Source organism: Paenisporosarcina sp. (assembly GCF_057785155.1).
In genome coordinates this window covers 286,493-304,427 of record NZ_JBYNRN010000012.1, presented here as the reverse complement: position 1 = coordinate 304,427, position 17,935 = coordinate 286,493, and the positions used below count along the sequence as shown (strand labels likewise).

18 protein-coding genes are annotated in these 17,935 nt (G+C 36.5%); 2 read left to right on the top strand and 16 right to left on the bottom strand.

Annotated features, from left to right (window positions below; all coding sequences use genetic code 11):
* Positions 1 to 9 precede the first annotated feature (9 nt).
* The 8 genes from dnaJ to gpr all read right to left on the bottom strand — a co-directional run bounded on the left by dnaJ (position 10) and on the right by gpr (position 10,067).
* Positions 10 to 1,119, bottom strand: coding sequence for a molecular chaperone DnaJ (gene dnaJ, locus AC3EA5_RS04735; protein WP_488607283.1), 1,110 nt, complete (start codon positions 1,117 to 1,119; stop codon positions 10 to 12).
* Positions 1,120 to 1,299: 180 nt separating this feature from the next.
* Positions 1,300 to 3,141: a molecular chaperone DnaK gene (gene dnaK / locus AC3EA5_RS04730; RefSeq protein ID WP_394187691.1), complete on the bottom strand. Its 1,842-nt coding sequence runs from the start codon at positions 3,139 to 3,141 to the stop codon at positions 1,300 to 1,302.
* A gap of 36 nt (positions 3,142 to 3,177) precedes the next feature.
* Entirely contained in the window at positions 3,178 to 3,744 is a 567-nt protein-coding gene (gene grpE / locus AC3EA5_RS04725; protein ID WP_488607282.1) for a nucleotide exchange factor GrpE, read from the bottom strand.
* Positions 3,745 to 3,761: 17 nt separating this feature from the next.
* Entirely contained in the window at positions 3,762 to 4,796 is a 1,035-nt protein-coding gene (gene hrcA / locus AC3EA5_RS04720; RefSeq protein ID WP_488607281.1) for a heat-inducible transcriptional repressor HrcA, read from the bottom strand.
* A 93-nt stretch (positions 4,797 to 4,889) separates the two neighbouring features.
* The gene (gene hemW, locus AC3EA5_RS04715; RefSeq protein WP_488607280.1) at positions 4,890 to 6,029 is read right to left on the bottom strand and encodes a radical SAM family heme chaperone HemW; all 1,140 of its coding nucleotides are present in this window, start codon (positions 6,027 to 6,029) and stop codon (positions 4,890 to 4,892) included.
* A gap of 253 nt (positions 6,030 to 6,282) precedes the next feature.
* Positions 6,283 to 8,106: a translation elongation factor 4 gene (gene lepA, locus AC3EA5_RS04710; protein ID WP_394187687.1), complete on the bottom strand. Its 1,824-nt coding sequence runs from the start codon at positions 8,104 to 8,106 to the stop codon at positions 6,283 to 6,285.
* Positions 8,107 to 8,168: 62 nt separating this feature from the next.
* Positions 8,169 to 8,984: a stage II sporulation protein P gene (spoIIP, locus tag AC3EA5_RS04705; RefSeq protein WP_488607279.1), complete on the bottom strand. Its 816-nt coding sequence runs from the start codon at positions 8,982 to 8,984 to the stop codon at positions 8,169 to 8,171.
* 33 nt (positions 8,985 to 9,017) lie between these two features.
* A complete protein-coding gene (gene gpr / locus AC3EA5_RS04700) occupies positions 9,018 to 10,067 on the bottom strand; it encodes a GPR endopeptidase (protein ID WP_488607278.1) in 1,050 nt (349 codons plus the stop codon).
* Between the two features lie 267 nt (positions 10,068 to 10,334).
* Here gpr and rpsT point away from each other — a divergent pair, with 267 nt between their 5' ends.
* Positions 10,335 to 10,583 carry a 30S ribosomal protein S20 gene (gene rpsT, locus AC3EA5_RS04695; RefSeq protein WP_488607277.1) on the top strand — a complete coding sequence of 83 codons (249 nt, stop codon included), beginning with the start codon at positions 10,335 to 10,337 and terminating at the stop codon, positions 10,581 to 10,583.
* Between the two features lie 77 nt (positions 10,584 to 10,660).
* Here the strand turns inward: rpsT and holA are convergent, their stop codons facing one another.
* The gene (gene holA / locus AC3EA5_RS04690) at positions 10,661 to 11,671 is read right to left on the bottom strand and encodes a DNA polymerase III subunit delta (RefSeq protein ID WP_488607276.1); all 1,011 of its coding nucleotides are present in this window, start codon (positions 11,669 to 11,671) and stop codon (positions 10,661 to 10,663) included.
* Between the two features lie 166 nt (positions 11,672 to 11,837).
* Here holA and AC3EA5_RS04685 point away from each other — a divergent pair, with 166 nt between their 5' ends.
* Positions 11,838 to 11,972 (top strand): YqzM family protein, encoded by a 135-nt coding sequence (locus AC3EA5_RS04685; protein WP_394187682.1) that lies wholly within the window; start codon positions 11,838 to 11,840, stop codon positions 11,970 to 11,972.
* Positions 11,973 to 12,058: 86 nt separating this feature from the next.
* On the opposite strand, the gene AC3EA5_RS04680 is transcribed toward AC3EA5_RS04685, so the two are convergent.
* The 7 genes from AC3EA5_RS04680 to AC3EA5_RS04650 all read right to left on the bottom strand — a co-directional run bounded on the left by AC3EA5_RS04680 (position 12,059) and on the right by AC3EA5_RS04650 (position 17,935).
* Positions 12,059 to 14,326 carry a DNA internalization-related competence protein ComEC/Rec2 gene (locus tag AC3EA5_RS04680; RefSeq protein ID WP_488607275.1) on the bottom strand — a complete coding sequence of 756 codons (2,268 nt, stop codon included), beginning with the start codon at positions 14,324 to 14,326 and terminating at the stop codon, positions 12,059 to 12,061.
* A 23-nt stretch (positions 14,327 to 14,349) separates the two neighbouring features.
* Positions 14,350 to 14,913 carry a ComE operon protein 2 gene (locus AC3EA5_RS04675; RefSeq protein WP_488607274.1) on the bottom strand — a complete coding sequence of 188 codons (564 nt, stop codon included), beginning with the start codon at positions 14,911 to 14,913 and terminating at the stop codon, positions 14,350 to 14,352.
* Between the two features lie 71 nt (positions 14,914 to 14,984).
* Positions 14,985 to 15,476, bottom strand: a complete 492-nt coding sequence (locus tag AC3EA5_RS04670) for a helix-hairpin-helix domain-containing protein (RefSeq protein WP_488607273.1) — start codon at positions 15,474 to 15,476, stop codon at positions 14,985 to 14,987.
* A gap of 242 nt (positions 15,477 to 15,718) precedes the next feature.
* Positions 15,719 to 16,456, bottom strand: coding sequence for a class I SAM-dependent DNA methyltransferase (locus AC3EA5_RS04665; RefSeq protein ID WP_488607272.1), 738 nt, complete (start codon positions 16,454 to 16,456; stop codon positions 15,719 to 15,721).
* Positions 16,456 to 16,806 carry a ribosome silencing factor gene (gene rsfS, locus AC3EA5_RS04660; RefSeq protein ID WP_394187677.1) on the bottom strand — a complete coding sequence of 117 codons (351 nt, stop codon included), beginning with the start codon at positions 16,804 to 16,806 and terminating at the stop codon, positions 16,456 to 16,458. The genes AC3EA5_RS04665 and rsfS overlap by 1 nt, the downstream gene beginning before the upstream one ends.
* On the bottom strand, positions 16,807 to 17,376 hold the full coding sequence (gene yqeK / locus AC3EA5_RS04655; protein ID WP_488607271.1) for a bis(5'-nucleosyl)-tetraphosphatase (symmetrical) YqeK: 570 nt from the start codon (positions 17,374 to 17,376) through the stop codon (positions 16,807 to 16,809).
* Positions 17,363 to 17,935, bottom strand: coding sequence for a nicotinate-nucleotide adenylyltransferase (locus AC3EA5_RS04650; protein ID WP_488607270.1), 573 nt, complete (start codon positions 17,933 to 17,935; stop codon positions 17,363 to 17,365). Before AC3EA5_RS04650 ends, yqeK begins: the two co-directional genes overlap by 14 nt.

The window sequence follows — 17,935 nt, the reverse complement described above, 5'->3', positions numbered from 1 at the left end:
GTCAACTCCTTAATCGCCTTTTATTGTACGTTTAATTTTGTCGAATAATGAACTACTTTGTTCTTCAGGAATATCCCCACTAATTTCAGCAAAATCACGTAATAATTGTTTTTGCTTTTCTGTTAATTTTGAAGGTGTCATGACCTTTACAATGACGTGCTGATCACCCATGCCATACCCATGTACATTCTTAACACCTTTTCCTTTTAATCGGAATTTAGTTCCAGACTGTGTGCCTGCAGGGATTTTTAATTTCACTTTCCCATGAACAGTCGGTACCTCGATTTCGTCACCGAGAGATGCTTGAGGGAATGTTAATCGAAGTTCGAAATAAATATCGTCTCCCTCTCTCTCAAAACGTTCATGTGCACGAACTCTGAACACAATATATAAATCACCAGCTGGACCACCGTTCTTACCAGGTTCACCTTGACCGGTTACACGCAATTGCTGTCCATCATCTACACCTGCTGGAATTGATACTTTAATTTTTTTACGCTTCGTAACTGTTCCTTGACCATGACAGGTTGAACACTTGTCTTTAATCAATTTCCCAGTTCCTTGGCAGTGATGACAAGCTCTTCGATTCACCATGCGACCGAATGGCGTATCTTGAGTTACGTTTAATTGGCCAGTTCCTTGACAATGTGAACAAGTTTCAGGTGTCGTACCCGGTTTTGCTCCATTACCATGACATGTGTCACAAGTTTCATCTTTAGGAATCTCAATTTCTGTTTCTTTACCAAAAACAGCTTCTTCAAAGTCAATCGTCATGGAGTATTGAAGATCTTCACCTTTTCGTGGTGCATTTGGATCTCTACGTCGAGAACCGCCGCCAAAGAATGAACTGAAAATATCTTCAAATCCAAATCCATCTGCTCCTCCACCAAAACCTTGGTTTGGATTTGCATGTCCGAATTGATCATATTGCGCTTTTTTCTGATCATCACTCAATACTTCATAGGCTTCCGAAATTTCCTTGAATTTATCCACGGCATTGTCATCTTTATTAATATCGGGATGATATTGTTTTGATAATTTTCGATAAGCTTTTTTAATTTCTTCTTTAGAAGCACCTTTTGTTAAACCAAGGACTTCATAGTAATCTCGTTTATTCATTTTCCACTCTCCGTTAGCCTAAAATTAATCGTTCATATTGCAATCAAGATGTAATTTTCTCCACGAAAAAACACCCTTATAATTGCGGGATAAGGTTAATTGTAGCATGTAGACTACTTCAATGCCAAAGACATTGAAAAAGCCAAAGCTGGAGTTCCAGACTTTGACTTTTCGGTTGTCTTACTTGTCTTTGTTTTCTTTGTCTTCTTCATTTACTTCTTCAAACTCAGCGTCTACAACACCATCGTCTGCTGTTGAACCTTCAGCACCTTCAGCTGCTTGAGCATCTGCTGCTGCTTGTTCGTACATTTTCATTGTAAGAGCTTGAACAATTTCGTTCAATTTATCTTTTTTCGTGCGTACATCTTCTAAATTCCCTGCTTCAAGAGCTGTTTTCAACTCTTCTTTTGCTTCTTCAGCTTGTTTAACTTCTTCTTCAGATACTTTTCCTTCAAGATCTTTTAACGTTTTTTCTGTCATGAATACCATTTGATCCGCTTCATTTTTCAATTCAGCTTCTTCTTTACGCACTTTATCAGCTTCAGCGTTTGCTTCTGCTTCTTTAACCATGCGTTCGATTTCCTCATCAGTTAATGCAGTGTTAGATTGAATCGTAATATTTTGTTCTTTTTGCGTACCCAAGTCTTTTGCTTTAACTGTAACGATACCATTTTTATCAATATCAAATGTTACTTCAATTTGTGGAACACCACGTGGTGCTGGTGGAATATCCGCTAATTGGAAACGACCCAATGTTTTATTATCTGTTGCCATCGGACGTTCACCTTGAAGTACGTGAATATCAACTGCTGGTTGGTTATCTGCTGCTGTAGAGAATGTTTGAGATTTCGATGTAGGAATCGTCGTATTACGTTCAATTAACTTCGTAAATACGCTACCCATCGTTTCAATTCCAAGTGAAAGTGGTGTTACGTCAAGAAGGACTACATCTTTAACATCACCAGTTAATACCCCACCTTGAACTGCTGCTCCCATTGCTACTACTTCATCTGGATTAACACCACGATGTGGTTCTTTGCCAGTTTCTTTTTTGATAGCTTCTTGTACTGCTGGAATACGAGTAGAACCACCAACCAAAATAACTTTATCGATTTGAGATGGAGAAAGATCTGCATCTTTTAATGCTTGACGAGTAGGAACCATTGTACGCTCTACAAGAGAAGCAGTTAATTCATCAAATTTTGTACGGCTTAATGTGATTTCTAAATGTAAAGGACCAGCTTCTCCAGCTGTGATGAATGGTAAAGATACTTGTGTTGAAGTAACACCTGATAAATCTTTTTTCGCTTTTTCAGCTGCATCTTTCAAACGTTGCATAGCCATTTTATCTTTAGACAAGTCGATTCCGTTGTCTTTTTTGAATTCAGTAACAAAGTAATCCATTAATAATTGATCAAAGTCATCTCCACCTAGGCGGTTATCTCCAGCAGTAGACTTAACTTCAAATACGCCATCGCCAAGTTCTAAGATTGAAACGTCAAATGTACCGCCACCAAGGTCATATACTAAAATTGTTTGGTCTTGATCCATTTTGTCTAAACCGTATGCTAATGCTGCAGCTGTTGGTTCATTGATAATACGTTCTACTTCTAAACCTGCGATTTTACCCGCATCTTTAGTTGCTTGACGCTCAGCATCATTAAAGTAAGCAGGAACTGTGATTACTGCTTTTGTTACTTTTTCACCTAAATAATCTTCAGCATAACCTTTAATATATTGAAGAATCATTGCTGATACTTCTTGAGGTGTATATTCTTTATCTTCAGCTTTCACTTTAAAATCAGTACCCATATGACGCTTAACAGATTGAATTGTGTTCGGGTTTGTTATTGATTGACGTTTTGCTACTTCTCCAACTTGACGCTCTCCGTTTTTGAAAGCTACAACTGATGGAGTTGTACGATTGCCTTCTGGATTTGGAATAACTTTTGGCTCTCCGCCTTCTAATACTGCTACACATGAATTTGTTGTTCCTAAATCAATACCAATTATTTTACTCATTTATAATTTCCTCCTAGATATATGAAAATATTAATTTTATTCGTTTACTTTAACCATGGAAGGTCGAAGCACACGATCTTTGTACTTGTACCCTTTTTGTAGCTCTTGTAACACGACACCAGATTCTTTAGAATCATCCGTCTCCGTCATCACTGCTTGATGCAAATTAGGATCAAAAGATACACCTTCAGCATCAATCACTTGCAAACCTTCTCGCTCAGTGGCTTCCACAAGTGTTTTATAAACCATTTCTAACCCTTTACGCAGTGACTGTGATTCTTCTGATACAGTCTCTACTTGCATAGCACGTTCGAAATTATCTAAAACGGGCAATAAGTTAGAAAGAATTCCTTGCGATTTATACTTCTCCGCAGATTCACGATCTAGCTGTGCACGACGTTTAAAGTTCTCATAGTCTGCACGTAGACGTAAATGTCGGTTAGTTTCTTCATCTAACTGCTTTTGAAGCAATTCTAATTCAGAAGGTGCTTCGTTTGTCATTTCGTCATTTGATTGAGTTTCATCTTGATTAACAACTTCTTTGTCTTCAACAGACTCTTCTTCTAAGTTGTTCACTACTTCTTTTTCTTCTGATTGTGACAAGTTTTGTTCCTCCTTCATTATCCTGAACCTCTCAGTATTCGAGTAAGTTCACGAGACAAATCGCTACTCATAACATCTAACAGAGTAACAACCCGTCGATAGTCCATTCTAGTTGGTCCAATTATTGCAATGGAACCCATTTGTTCTTCTCCAATGGTATAGGATGCTGTAATGACACTACAGTCTTCCATTTCCAAAAGGTTATTTTCAGAACCAATACGAATATGAATACCCGCTTGATTCGGTGAAAACAAAGTTGAAATTTGATTTACTTGGTCCATCATCGTAATAAGGCCACGAGCCTTTTGTAAATCACTAAACTCAGGATGATGGAGCAGTTTGGATTTGCCGCCGTAAAACACTTTTTCTTCTTGAGGACTCAAAATTGCAGCTCCAAATGAAGACATAAGCTCGCCATATCGACCGATATGTTGTTTTAACAGTGCGGATGTTTCTTTTTCAAGCGCATGATGTAATTCATGTAAATGAACACCAATAAGTTGTTCATTTAAAATGTTCACCATTTTTTCGATATCTGACGCTGTTAAACCTTTTGGCAATTGGAAAAGTCGATTTTCTACGTGGCCTGAATCTGTAATGATTATGGCAACCGCCGAATCATTTGTTAAAGGCACAATCGAAAATCGCTTCACGCGATGCTTACGAACATCAGGTCCTAGCAATATCGATGTGTAACTTGTTAATTCGGATAAGATCATAGCCGTTTTTTGAATAACTTGTTCCGTTTCAACCATTCGTTCTTTAAATACAGATTGTATTTGCAACATATCATCGGATGATGCAAGTTGAGGCGTTAGTAAATGATCAACATAGAATCGATACCCTTTTTCTGAAGGAATTCGACCTGACGAAGTATGCGTTTTTTCCAAATAACCTAACTCTTCAAGGTCAGCCATTTCATTTCGGATTGTTGCAGGACTATACGGTACTTCCTCTTTTTTAGAAAGTTGTCGTGACCCCACTGGCTGAGCTGTGTGAATAAAGTCATCAACTGTTACTTGAAGTATAAGCAATTGTCGGTTCGTTAACATAATATCACCTCTGTTAGCACTCATCTCTTGAGAGTGCTAATACTCATACATAAATTATCAAATTCAAAGAGGAAAGTCAACGAATACGACACGTTATTTTTCTAAAAAAGTTTGAAAAATTTCATTTCCAATAAATCGACCTTGTTTTGAAATAGTGACAGACTCTTCTGTACTTATCATTGTGCCATTAGAAATATGTTTAGAGATGACTTCGCCATACACTTCGTCAAGTGTTACCCCAAACTTTTCATTGAAATGGAACCGATTGATTCCGTCTACTTTTCTCAACCCTAAAAACATTTCTTCTTCCATTCGTTCAGTTGGTGTTACTTCATGAGAAGACTGAATTGGGAATGAACCTTCACTAACTGTATCTATATATTTTCTAATAGGACCGATATTTGCATATCTGATTGTTTCTACATACCCATGTGCTCCAGCTCCAAATCCCGCATAGTTCACATTTTCCCAATACAAATTATTATGTTGAGAGTGATAACCTGGCTTAGCAAAATTACTGATTTCATATTGATGAATTCCTTTAGATGCCATCTGATTCATTAACCAGTCATACATATCAGCTTCTAAGTCTTCACCTGGTAACATCAACTTACCTTTTGTCATTAAATTATAAAAAACTGTTTTCGGTTCAACGATAAGCGAGTACGCAGAGTAGTGTGGTAAATTCAAATCCAAAGCTTTTTGTAGTGTATCTTTCCATTGATCCATCGTTTGCCCAGGCAAACCATACATTAAATCAATACTAATGTTCTCAAATCCGATATCTTTCGCCATTTCAAGTGTCTTATAAACATGGTCAGTCGTATGGGTTCTTCCTAAGCGTTGCAAAATGTCAGAGTCAAAGCTTTGAACACCTATACTTAATCGATTGATACCGTTCCTTTTCATAACAACTAATTTCTCGAATGTCAGTTCGTCTGGGTTAGCTTCTGAAGTGAATTCTTGAAGATGGTCGAGTGGAATATATTGTTGAATTAAATCAAAAAGTCTCTGTAATTGTGCGGGACTTAATGCAGTTGGGGTTCCCCCACCGAGAAATATCGTTTTTACATGTAATAATTGTTGGTATTTTTCAACAAACATTTTCATTTCTAGACCTAATGCTTCAATATAAGCATCAACTGGTTGGTTTCTAAAAAAGACTTTATTAAAATCACAGTAGTGACAGATTTGATGGCAAAAAGGAATATGTATATAAATACCTTTAATCACAAAATCCACTCCTTTCTTTTTGATTGTTTTATTTATCAATTTCAATTAAGTACTGGGACATTGTACGCAAAAGAGAGTTTGTCCGAGTTTTTCATCATCGTTCTTTAAATTGAGCTTTCTTACACAAAAAAGAGGCTAAATAGCAGCCTCTTTTTCTTTGATCTAAATAATAAAGTAAAAGTTTTGGAAAACAGTATAACAAAATCATAGCTTGCACCATTTTTGGTGCAAGCTTTGTTTTTCTAATATGAAATCAATCTTCGTCCATTTTCAATACAGCCATAAAAGCTTCTTGAGGAACTTCGACTGACCCGACTTGTTTCATACGTTTTTTACCTTCTTTTTGCTTGTCCAATAATTTACGTTTACGTGATATATCTCCACCATAACATTTAGCTAATACATTTTTACGTATCGCACTAATTGTTGATCGAGCGACAATCTTTTGACCAATCGCTGCTTGGATTGGTACTTCGAATTGTTGTCGAGGAATTAATTTCTTTAATTTCTCAACAATAATCTTTCCACGCTCATAAGCAAAATCATTATGAACAATAAAGCTTAATGCATCAACTTGTTCAGCATTCAGGAGAATATCCATTTTCACAAGCTTAGATGGTTTGTAACCAATTAACTCATAGTCGAAAGAAGCATATCCTTTTGTACCAGACTTTAATTGGTCGAAGAAATCGTAAACCACTTCAGAAAGTGGCACTTCATAAATAATACTTACACGAGTTTTATCAATGTAATCCATGGTCATGAAATTCCCGCGTTTCTTTTGGCAAAGCTCCATGACAACACCAACAAAATCATTTGGCACCATAATGGTTGCTTTTACATAAGGCTCTTCAATGCGGTCGATTTTTTGAGGATCAGGCATCATGGAAGGATTATCAACTTTTTTAATTTGTCCATCTGTCATATGCACGTCGTAAATAACACTTGGTGCTGTTGTGATCAGGTCGATATTAAATTCTCGTTCCAAGCGTTCTTGAATAATCTCCATATGAAGAAGACCTAAGAATCCACAGCGATAACCAAATCCTAATGCTTGTGATGATTCAGGCTCAAATTGAAGAGCGGCATCATTAAGTTCAAGCTTCTCTAATGCATCACGTAAATCATTATATTTAGATGTATCAATTGGATACAATCCACAATAAACCATAGGGTTTAATCTTCTGTAACCTGGTAAAGACTCTGAAGCAGGGTTGCTAACACTTGTAATTGTATCCCCTACTCGAGTGTCTCCCACATTTTTAATAGCCGCCGTTATAAATCCTACATCCCCTACAGTTAATTCCTCACGTAGAGTGGCTTTTGGCGTGAATACACCCGCTTCAATAACATCGAATTCTTTCCCAGTAGCCATCATTCGGATTTTATCTCCCGGACGAACAGTACCTTCCATTACGCGGACATATGCAATAACTCCACGGTATGGATCATATAAAGAGTCGAAAATTAAAGCTTTTAATGGAGCCTCTGGGTCTCCAATTGGAGCAGGGACTTTCTCAACAATTTGCTCTAAAATTTCTTCGATACCGATTCCTGCTTTAGCAGAAGCTAGAACTGCTTCAGACGCGTCCAAACCAATAACTTCTTCGATTTCCCCGCGCACTCGCTCTGGATCAGCTGCAGGTAAATCAATTTTGTTGATAACAGGCAAGATTTCTAACTCGTTATCCAATGCTAAATAAACATTCGCTAGAGTTTGTGCTTCGATCCCTTGCGCAGCATCTACAACTAAAATGGCACCTTCACATGCTGCTAAACTTCTCGACACTTCATATGTGAAATCGACATGTCCTGGTGTATCAATTAAATGAAAAGTATAATCTTCGCCATCTTTTGCACGATAAGTTAATTGAACCGCATTCAATTTAATTGTGATTCCACGTTCACGTTCTAAATCCATTGAATCGAGAAGTTGTGCTTTCATTTCTCTTGAAGTCAATGCTTTTGTTTGCTCTAAAATTCGATCGGCCAATGTAGATTTACCGTGATCGATATGGGCAATAATTGAAAAGTTTCTAATGTTCTGTTGACGTTTATTACGTTCTTCTCGATTCATGTGATGTCCACTCCTAATTAAACTATTTCAAATTATAGCAGTGAACACACATTTCTTCAATGTTAGGTTGCTTTCGTATTTTCAAACGCGATAGAAATCGCTTTTGCAATGACTGCAATCGTTCTGTTAATCTCTTCTTCCGTATTTTCAATACCACCTAGTTCAATCAAAATAGAATGTGGGGAAAGATCTTGATTATAAATACCATTCCCACTATCCTTTGATTTCGTTATGACGCCTCTTGAAATATTCGGAATAAGACGATTCATCTCTTGTGATATTAGTTGTGCATAGGATTCATTCATTTTATAGCTCGGATGCTCTGTTCCGACAACCAAAGCAATACGAGCATAGCTTTCATTATTTGATGTAATCGTAGTTACTTGATGTTTGGCAGAATCTCGATGTACGTCAAGAACAAGATCATATGATTTAGTCCCTAATTGTTTTTGTAAAACTGGACGTATAGCAGAATACGCTTCGTGAAATTGATGATTCGTTTTTTTCATTTCCGTCATATTGTCAAATGGTAAAACATCCACTTCTACATTATTTAATAAGAAGTGCTTCGTCACTAAATCACTAATATTGGTGATATTACTTGATGAATGATAGTTGGCTATCACACCAATTTCTTTCTTAATGATGGGATGAAAAGCTTCGTGTGAATGTGTAAAAACTAATAAAGCTTTTAATGGAGAATTCTCTTCATTAAGTGGAACTTCTTTTGTTACATTTGCTGCATAAGCAACTGGCCGCGTTTCTACTTGTTCATTTACTATAGGTTCAAATGCGAGAATTGGGATTTTAACAAATATTATGGGCAGTAAAAATAAAAAAAGATAAAAACTTATAGCTTTTTGAACTGTTTTTCGCATTAATCACCCCTCCTTCCTACAGATTACGTAGGATTAAGGAGTGATAGAACTAAAAACTTTCCCTTGAAGCCATTTTGATACACTAACTTGAATAAGTTCTGCATGTTTAACTACCCACGAGTCGGACTCTTTAGGAGTCACAAATAGTTGTTGATGCTGTGGAGGTAATACTTCTTGTAATAATGCTCGAATCTCTTCTGAAGACCATCCACTCCATTCGCCAAATATTGGCTTGATTGCTTCAACATCAATTGGGACATCCGTACTTCTTAACCAAGAGCCAATTGAAAGTGCTGATGAAGGGTTGTTTGCAGCTCCGATTTGACTAGAAATTACTTTAAATACGGTTTCAATCGCGTCGACTACTAGGACTGGTGCGTCCACTACCATCGGTACGCCTATTGCAGTAACAGGAATACCCAGTGATTCAAACGAAATTTCACTTCGAGCATTCCCTACACCTGAACCGGGGTGAATACCCGTATTTGTTAATTGAATTGTTTTACACAAACGGTCTTGATTTCTTGCGGCTAATGCGTCAATTACGATGATTAAATTCGGTTTTACATGTTCAGCCATCGCTCTAACAAATTCGCTCGTCTCCAGCCCGGTTTGTCCTGTAACCCCCGGAGCATATACTACGACCTGTCCATGCTCAAAAGGCAAAGTAAACATGTCCTCATGGAAGCGATCAATGGCGAAAGGACCGATTGCATCAGGTGTAATTGTTCGATTACCAAGACCAATGATGAGTATTTTCGAATCAGCCGTGAGATTTAATTCCTCATGGATATCTTGCAAAGATGCAACAAATTGTTGTTCTAGTTCTTTAAAGCCTTCCGCATCTTCTGCTGAAAGTGTTGGAACAGACAAAGTAATATACGTTCCAGCTTTCTTTCCAATACTGGCAGCTCCTTCTGGATCAGTTTTAACTTCCGTGATATGAACTCTGCCTTTTCGTTCTTCATTCATCTCGATTCCAGGGGTTTCATATAAAGTGTCTTTCTCTTTTTTCGTTCGATGTTGAACAACTTCTGTGGCTTCATCAATCAAATCTGTTCTTAATAAACTTTGTGGATTCATAATTATCACCTCAAAAAAAGTTTGCCCAAGGTGTCAAGTAAATATTCTTTGCGTGAATCTATTGCAATTTAAGTTTTGGTTTGCTAAAATAATGCTTGTTGTATTGAGAATTAAAATCTAATACGTAAAGCAAACAGCGCCTAATATTAGCGCAAAAGCTGATACACGAGAAACTCTGTATCTCGAATTCTTTTTAAAACAATTGCATGTTAAGTAAGTTATCAAGCATGTGTTTTGAACAGAATGACTTTTTAGGAGGTGAAAGATATGCCAAACATTAAATCTGCGATTAAACGTGTGAAAACGAATGCTTCTGCAAACGTACAAAACGCTCACAACAAATCGACAATGCGTACAGCAGTTAAGAAAGCTGAAACGGCTTCTCTTAATAACGAAGAAAACGCAAAAGACCTTATATTATCTGCTATCAAGCAAGTTGATAAAGCAGCTTCTAAAGGATTACTTCATAAAAACACAGCAGCTCGTAAAAAAGCTCAGTTAATGAAAAAAGCGTAATCATACAAAAGACCAGATTCGATTTTCGAATCCGGTCTTTTTTTCGTTCATAGGTGAATTAAATTATAAAGAAAAGGTTAAATTTTACTCATTAATAAATACTCTAAAATCCGATCACGGTTACCACTACTCGTTTTTAGTTTCAAATCCGCATCAGCCAATCGATACATGACATGGAGTAGGCGTCTTTCATCAATGGGGTTTCTACTTTCGACAATCAACTTTACCCGGTACGGGTTAACTTTCAGCTGCTTGGCAATGGCTTGTGCGTGGTACCCTTTTTTTCTTAAATACGTTACATTCGACATAAGTCGTATTTGGGAAGCTAATAAACCTGTTAGTTTAATCGGTTCCTCTTTTTGTCTTAGTAAGTCATGGTATACGCTTAGAGCAGTACTTGTGTCACCACGCAAATAAGCATTTAATAGTTGAAAGGCATCCTGTTCCAGTGTTTTCGACAACAATATTTCAATTATTGAAGTCGAGATTTCGGTTTCTTCTCCTAAATAAATGGTCATTTTCTTTATTTCGGATTGAAGTTGCACTAAATCATGTCCAATCACTTCAATTAATAATTGAATCGCTTCTTCCCCTATTGTTTTCCCTTCATGTTGAACGGTAGATTGAATCCATACTCTTAAATCATTTCCTTCAAGAGACTTTGCTTCTAAAAAAACAGCTTTTTCTTTCATCAATTTAGATATTTTCTTACGTTCATCCATCTTTTCATATGGTGCTATAAAAATGACGATAGCCGTTTCTGATTGATGATTCATCCATTTTTCTAAAGCTTTCAAATCATGCTCTATTTTTTCTTTCCCTTTTTCTGTCGCTTTTAAAAAAGAAGCATTTTTTGCAATGATTAATTTTCGTTCAGAAAAAAATGGAAGTGTGTCAGCTTCTTCTATTACGTATTGAACAGGTACTTCATCAAGATCGAACACGATTACATCTGTTTCTTCTTTTTGATTTAACGATTGTTTCATCCGACGAATCGTTTCATCAAAGAAGTAATGTTCTAATCCTACTAAAACATAAACGGAACTATAATTACCTTGTGATATCTTCTTCCAGACAGCTGAAAACATAAAGAACCTCCCATTTATCGCTTCTTATGTTATTATACATGAAATCTTTCCTCTGCTGTCTTTGAACAAAATGTGTCATAAAGTTGAAAACGCGGAAAAAATCTGCTTGTTTATAGATTTTTTATCGAGAATCGCTTATAATTAATTTGAATTAGGAGGGGTAGCAATGAACGAATTTGAAAAGAATGTCCAAACCCGACGTAATGATGTAACGGATTCAGGTGTTGGATTTGTTGTATCATTTGTTTTCTTTGCAACGATTTTCACCATTGCGACTGTAATTGACTTCATTACAAAATAAGTGATTATCTAAGCACAGTGATTTTTAGTGATAAGAATATGTGTTGAAAAGAGATTTGTCGTATAGACAGATCTCTTTTTCTACTTTTACTTAAGCACAGTTGTTTCCGACCTCATCTTTCCATCCTCAATATAAACGCTAATCGTTCCATTTTCTGCAGTTGATAAAGTTGTTAAGGATAACTCATTAAAACGCAGTTGCACCTCTTTATGTGGATGTCCATATCGATTATTTTTCCCCGCTGAAAATACAGTAAGTTTGGGACTTAAAACTTCGATGAAATTTTGGGAACTTGACGTTTTACTGCCATGGTGCCCCGCTTTTAACAAATGAATATTTTCCAATCCTATTTCGTAATACTTTAATACTTCTTCTTCCCCTTCTTTTTCTAAATCACCAGTAAATAATGCACGAAATCCTTTATGTTCAAGAAATAACACTAGCGAATCATTATTTCCTTCATATTGTGTATCGTGTGGTGATAAATAGTTTAAGTTCGTACCTCCAAGAGTCCATTTCCGTCCCGCTATTTGTTCTTTGATAAGAATTTTGTTCTGTTTAGCAGCATTTAATGCATCACTTAACGCTGCTTCTTTCGATACACCTGGTGTAACATGAATCTCCTTAATGCGCATTTCCTCTATAATTTCCTCAGCACCTTCAATATGATCACTATCAGCATGCGTCCATACGAAAGTATCTATTTTAGATATCCCTTTCCCTTTTAAAAACGGGACAACGATATTTCGTCCAATCTCAAATGGAGAAGTGGTATTCATCCAACTTTCTTGTTCAAACCTTAATAAACCACCTGAATCAATTAAGATGACTCCTCTTTCATGAGGCATTTGTATGACCGTCGAATCGCCTTGTCCGACATCTAAAAAACTGATTTCCATACTCGAGTTGAACATAGGACTCACTTCAATTAACAAAATTGGAATACCAAGAGATACAAACAACTTAACTAAATGCCTGTTTTGTTCCAATAGTATAAATGACCTAAACACTCCTACTAAAGCTACAGTTAAGAGAAGTATTGAAGGTTTTCCAGGGTTCCATAGTTGATAAGGTATGTCACTACAAAACAGAATGATTTTTGAAATGGTCATCCTTAAAGGTTCATATACAAAAAAGAGAATATTTGCGATTGAAGGAACAATTGCAGTGAGAAGTATGAGCAGAACATTGATTGGCAAAATAATAAATGAAAAGAGAGGGACAAATAGTAGATTCATGATGAAAGAGGAAATGGAAACTTCATAGAAATGGTAAAGAAGGATTGGAAACACTCCAATTTGACATAGAAAAGTTATTAAAAAAGATTTCTGTAAGATTGAATACGGTCGAGCTAAGATTTTTGACGAAAAAACTAATGCCATCGCTGCTGCATATGACAATTGAAACCCAACTTGTAGCAATACGCCAGGTTGAAAAAATAAAAATCCCAACAAGCTTAATCCAAGCGCATCATCTGCAGAAATTTTCTTCTTAGCAAAAGTTAATAGTAATACGAGTTCCGATACAGAGACTGCTCGCCAAACCGACGGTGCCCCACCCGCTATAATTCCATAGATAGGTAAGCCGATGATTAATATAAGTAAAACACTTTGCTTACGTAAATGTAGACGAATGAGCAATTCGTAAAAAACAAACGATAAAAACACGATATGTAAACCTGAAATGGCAAACAAGTGTGTTATCCCTAGTTTTTGATAAGCTCTCTCCTCTTCACGCGTGACATCATCTCTTAATCCAATTAAAAGTGCTTTCGCTTCTGGCGCTAGGCTCCTTGGAAACGATTTATCTATAAATTGTTCTGCTTGAAATCGTCGAGAAGTGATTAACCCCAATACTCCTTTAGGTTTCGAGTAGTTGGACCATTGGGTTACCTCAAACATTCCTATAGCGCCGTGACTCTTTAAATAGGTTTCCATACTAAATGCATATTCGTGCGGTGGATTTGGAACATCTATTTCCTTTCCGATAAAACGAAATGTTGATCCTACGAGAGATTGTTTACTAAAACTAATCTTTTCTGCTTCTGAGCTGAACCGATATGAAATATACCATTTCTCTCCTGCATCTGTCTTCGCATACCCTTTCAAGTTTCTGCCATTGATGGAGTAGGTGCTTGTCCAAGTAAAGTTAGATTCCGTTAAAGATTCGCTTTTCGTTATGTCCGTTTTATTTAACGCATTAAAGTAGAATGAGACACTAAGTAATACATACAAACTAAGAAAAATATATGACCTTTTCTTAAAAATAAACCAACTTATTAGCATCAGATGAAGGGCTAATAGGTTGGTTGAAATAACGATTGCAGAAGTCGATATAAAGGCTCCAAAAGCCAAATATATGATATTTTTTTTGAAAACTACATGCCAAATAATTCTTTCACCTTCAATTCAAAAGGAGCCAATTCTTCTGGACTTGCACCAGATACACGCAATTTTTCAAGAAGTTCCATATATAAAGACACTTTTTGATCACTTAAAAAATCGATTTTACGATCGTCAAAAGGTACATGGACAACTTCAATATTAGCTTGTTCTAATAACTTAATCGCATAGTGATGATTTTTATAGTCATTTGCATAATATAATCGGCGAATACCAGATTGAATGATCGATTTTGTACAAGGTAAACACGGGAAGTGTGTGACATACATATCTGCCCCATTTGTCGAAATACCATATTTCGAGCATTGTAACAAAGCATTCATTTCTGCATGTATTGTACGTACACAGTGGTGATCAATCACATAGCATCCTTGATCAATACAATGATCTCCACCAGAAATAGAACCATTGTATCCTGCTGCCATTATTCGGTTATCTCGAACGATGGTTGCGCCAACCGCTAATCTTGTACATGTACTTCTTAGTGCTAATAAGTGGCTTTGTGCCATGAAAAATTGATCCCAAGTTATTCGCTCCATATGAACGCCTCCTGAATACTTCTAACTCTAGTTTAATTTGAAGACGTTTCAAAGGTCAATCACTTCTGAAATTAGTTTATCGAAATAAAATCTTTTATGGTCTCAAATGTTTGATCACCAATTCCAGATACTTCTTTTAACTGTTCAATGGATTGAAACAATCCATTTTCTTGTCGATAGATAATAATAGCTTTTGCTTTAGATGGGCCAATACCTGATAATGTCATGAGCTCATTTTCATCAGAAGTATTAATGTTAATTAAATCTGAATCAGAAGTAGCACCTGGAACTTGTGCAATCGGTACTGTAAAAGGTGTTTGTTCACCTTCAGTAGGTACATAAATGACCATTTCATCTACTAGTTTGGCAGCTAAATTGAGCATACGCTCATCTGCAGTAGGCAATAAGCCACCTGCTAATGTAATTGCATCTAGAACTCGCTTATTCGCTGATAACGTATAAACTCCAGGCAAGGCAACTTGACCTTTTACATCTACTACAACAGTAGAAGTTAATTGAAGAGACGAATCCTGTGATACTACATTTTCATCAGTTTGTTTCATTAGGGTTTGGGATTGTGTTAATGGTTGAATGGGTTCAACCTGACCGGATAAGGGGGATTCCGGATTTTTAGAAAAGGGACTAGCAATAAGTATCCAAAAGATTACACTGATTAACAGAAATAATCCTTTGTTCTTGTGTTTTAAAATCCATGAAGGGATCAGAATGGGATGTCCTTTCCTTCATTCAGCAATTCATATAGAGCTAATCTCACTATATACGAATTGCTTGAATTGGGAAAGATTTATTTAATTGCGTGAAAGAAAATTCTTTCGCTTGTTTCTGTTGGTGATTGATTTGACCAATCGGCTCCTATATGAATAGAAGTAAAACCTTGTTCTTTTAACCAAGTAACATATTGCTGTACGGAGTATGTACGCTGGACATGGTGCTCTTCGAATCTTTCATACAAACCACTTTCTGTTTTCACGAAAAATGTTAAATCATGATGAACCGAATGAGGGTATTCACCCGCTTCTGTATGCCAAATATACGCTTGATTTTCATTTTCATAAGTAAAAGGACCATCTAAAAACAGTTCATCCATTTTAAATAAAGAATGGACATCAAAGAATAAATGTCCTCCTTTTTTTAAACTTGAATAAACAGCTGAAAAGGTATCGACTACTTCCTGTTTTTCAGACAAGTAATTTAAAGAATCAATAGCTATTACGGCCACATCAATTTCTTCAAACCCATTTAATTCGGACATAGACATACAAAATAATGGGATTTCTTGTTGATTCTTAGCAAAACGTTGCTGTGCCATCGATAACATTTCTTCCGACAAATCAACAGCCTGCACATCAAATCCTGCATCCGCAAACTTTGAAGATAACACACCAGTGCCACAACCAATATCTAATAACGATTTCCCATTTGGTTGTTTACATGCCTCCAAAACTTTTTCAACATATAAATCATACGGAATATCTGTCATTAATTCGTCATAGACCCTAGCAAATTCAGTATAGCTAGACATTAAGCTTGTGATTCCACTTCGATAATTGGTGCGTCGCCCCACAGACGTTCTAAGTTATAAAATGCACGTTCGTCTTTGTGGAATACATGAGCAACCACGTCGCCCATATCAACTAGTACCCATCTTGCTGAGTCGAACCCTTCTAGTCGCTTTACATCATAGCCAGCTTTACTTGCTTGGTCTGCCATTTCTTTTGCGATCGCTTGAACTTGGCGATCAGAGTTTGCGTGACAAATTACGAAATAATCCGCTAACAATGAAACACCTTTCATATTTAATACGACGATATCTTCAGCACGTTTATCATCTGCTGCTTTATAAGCTATTTCTAATAAGGTTGATTCTGACATTCATTCATTTTCCTTTCGTGTGACCAATTCATTATAACAATGAATGGAATCCGGATATACCGGTTGATTTTTTTGTATTAAAAATTGAATTGAACGTTTGACACACATCTCCATCAAAACGTCTAAGCCCTCTTCAGCATTTTCACGTAATTCTTCTAATCCGGGAAATTGTCGATTAGGTTCAATCATATCCGAACAATAAATGATCTTTTCAAGCTTGGACATATTAGCTCTTCCCGTTGTATGGAATCGTATAGCATCAAGTATGGTTTGATTCGTTATGCCAAACTCTTGCTGTGCAACGAGTGCTCCAACTGGAGCATGCCACAATTCATGATGAAACGATAAAAGTCTTTCATCTATATGATGTTCGACAATCTGTTGTTTTAACCAATTTCTATCTGCAAATTTAACGACATCATGTAAAATAGCTGCAAGTTCTGCGTCCTGTTCAGATTCTCCATAAACCTTCGCTAAACGTTTGGCTGTTTTCATTACACCCAATGTATGCACATATCGAGTCTCAGGCATGCGCAAACGCACAGCTTCTAAATACTTATCTCGATTCATATAATTTCTCCTGACGGATATAATCTTGGACCGACTCCGGTATTAATAATGAAACATCTTGATGTAAGGCAAGTCGTTTCCTTAATGTCGTTGAAGACAAAGCGATTTGTGGAACTTCAATTTGTAAGACCGGATATTTGGTCTTCGCTTCATACCCTGGCCGTTTAACACCTACCAATTGAACAAGCTTAACAAGCTCATCTATTTGATACCAACTTTCGAGACTAGCAATCATATCTCCACCAATTAAAAAACTAAACTGAGTGTCAGGTTCCTTACTTTGAAGTTCAACCATTGTGTCATACGTATAAGAACGACCTCCACGTATTAATTCAATAGGTTCAATTGAAAAATAAGGAAACGGTTCAATAGCCAGTTGTACCATTTGTTTTCTTTGGTCAGAAGTACATAGGTCTACCGCCTCTTTATGTGGTGGTATAGCATTAGGCATAAAGCGTATCTCATCAAGTTCTAGCGCATGAAATACTTCGTTTGCCATTATCAGATGTCCGATATGTGGAGGATTAAATGTTCCGCCAAAAATGCATACTTTTTTCAT

Bases quoted from the DNA above. Each gene is read 5' to 3' on its own strand.
- dnaJ (WP_488607283.1), bottom strand. From the start codon at position 1,119: ATGAATAAACGAGATTACTATGAAGTCCTTGGTTTAACAAAAGGTGCT.
- dnaK (WP_394187691.1), bottom strand. From the start codon at position 3,141: ATGAGTAAAATAATTGGTATTGATTTAGGAACAACAAATTCATGTGTA.
- hrcA (WP_488607281.1), bottom strand. From the start codon at position 4,796: ATGTTAACGAACCGACAATTGCTTATACTTCAAGTAACAGTTGATGAC.
- lepA (WP_394187687.1), bottom strand. From the start codon at position 8,106: ATGAATCGAGAAGAACGTAATAAACGTCAACAGAACATTAGAAACTTT.
- spoIIP (WP_488607279.1), bottom strand. From the start codon at position 8,984: ATGCGAAAAACAGTTCAAAAAGCTATAAGTTTTTATCTTTTTTTATTT.
- gpr (WP_488607278.1), bottom strand. From the start codon at position 10,067: ATGAATCCACAAAGTTTATTAAGAACAGATTTGATTGATGAAGCCACA.
- rpsT (WP_488607277.1), top strand. From the start codon at position 10,335: ATGCCAAACATTAAATCTGCGATTAAACGTGTGAAAACGAATGCTTCT.
- holA (WP_488607276.1), bottom strand. From the start codon at position 11,671: ATGTTTTCAGCTGTCTGGAAGAAGATATCACAAGGTAATTATAGTTCC.
- AC3EA5_RS04685 (WP_394187682.1), top strand. From the start codon at position 11,838: ATGAACGAATTTGAAAAGAATGTCCAAACCCGACGTAATGATGTAACG.
- AC3EA5_RS04675 (WP_488607274.1), bottom strand. From the start codon at position 14,913: ATGGAGCGAATAACTTGGGATCAATTTTTCATGGCACAAAGCCACTTA.
- AC3EA5_RS04670 (WP_488607273.1), bottom strand. From the start codon at position 15,476: ATGAAACAAACTGATGAAAATGTAGTATCACAGGATTCGTCTCTTCAA.
- AC3EA5_RS04665 (WP_488607272.1), bottom strand. From the start codon at position 16,456: ATGTCTAGCTATACTGAATTTGCTAGGGTCTATGACGAATTAATGACA.
- rsfS (WP_394187677.1), bottom strand. From the start codon at position 16,806: ATGTCAGAATCAACCTTATTAGAAATAGCTTATAAAGCAGCAGATGAT.
- yqeK (WP_488607271.1), bottom strand. From the start codon at position 17,376: ATGAATCGAGATAAGTATTTAGAAGCTGTGCGTTTGCGCATGCCTGAG.
- AC3EA5_RS04650 (WP_488607270.1), bottom strand. From the start codon at position 17,935: ATGAAAAAAGTATGCATTTTTGGCGGAACATTTAATCCTCCACATATC.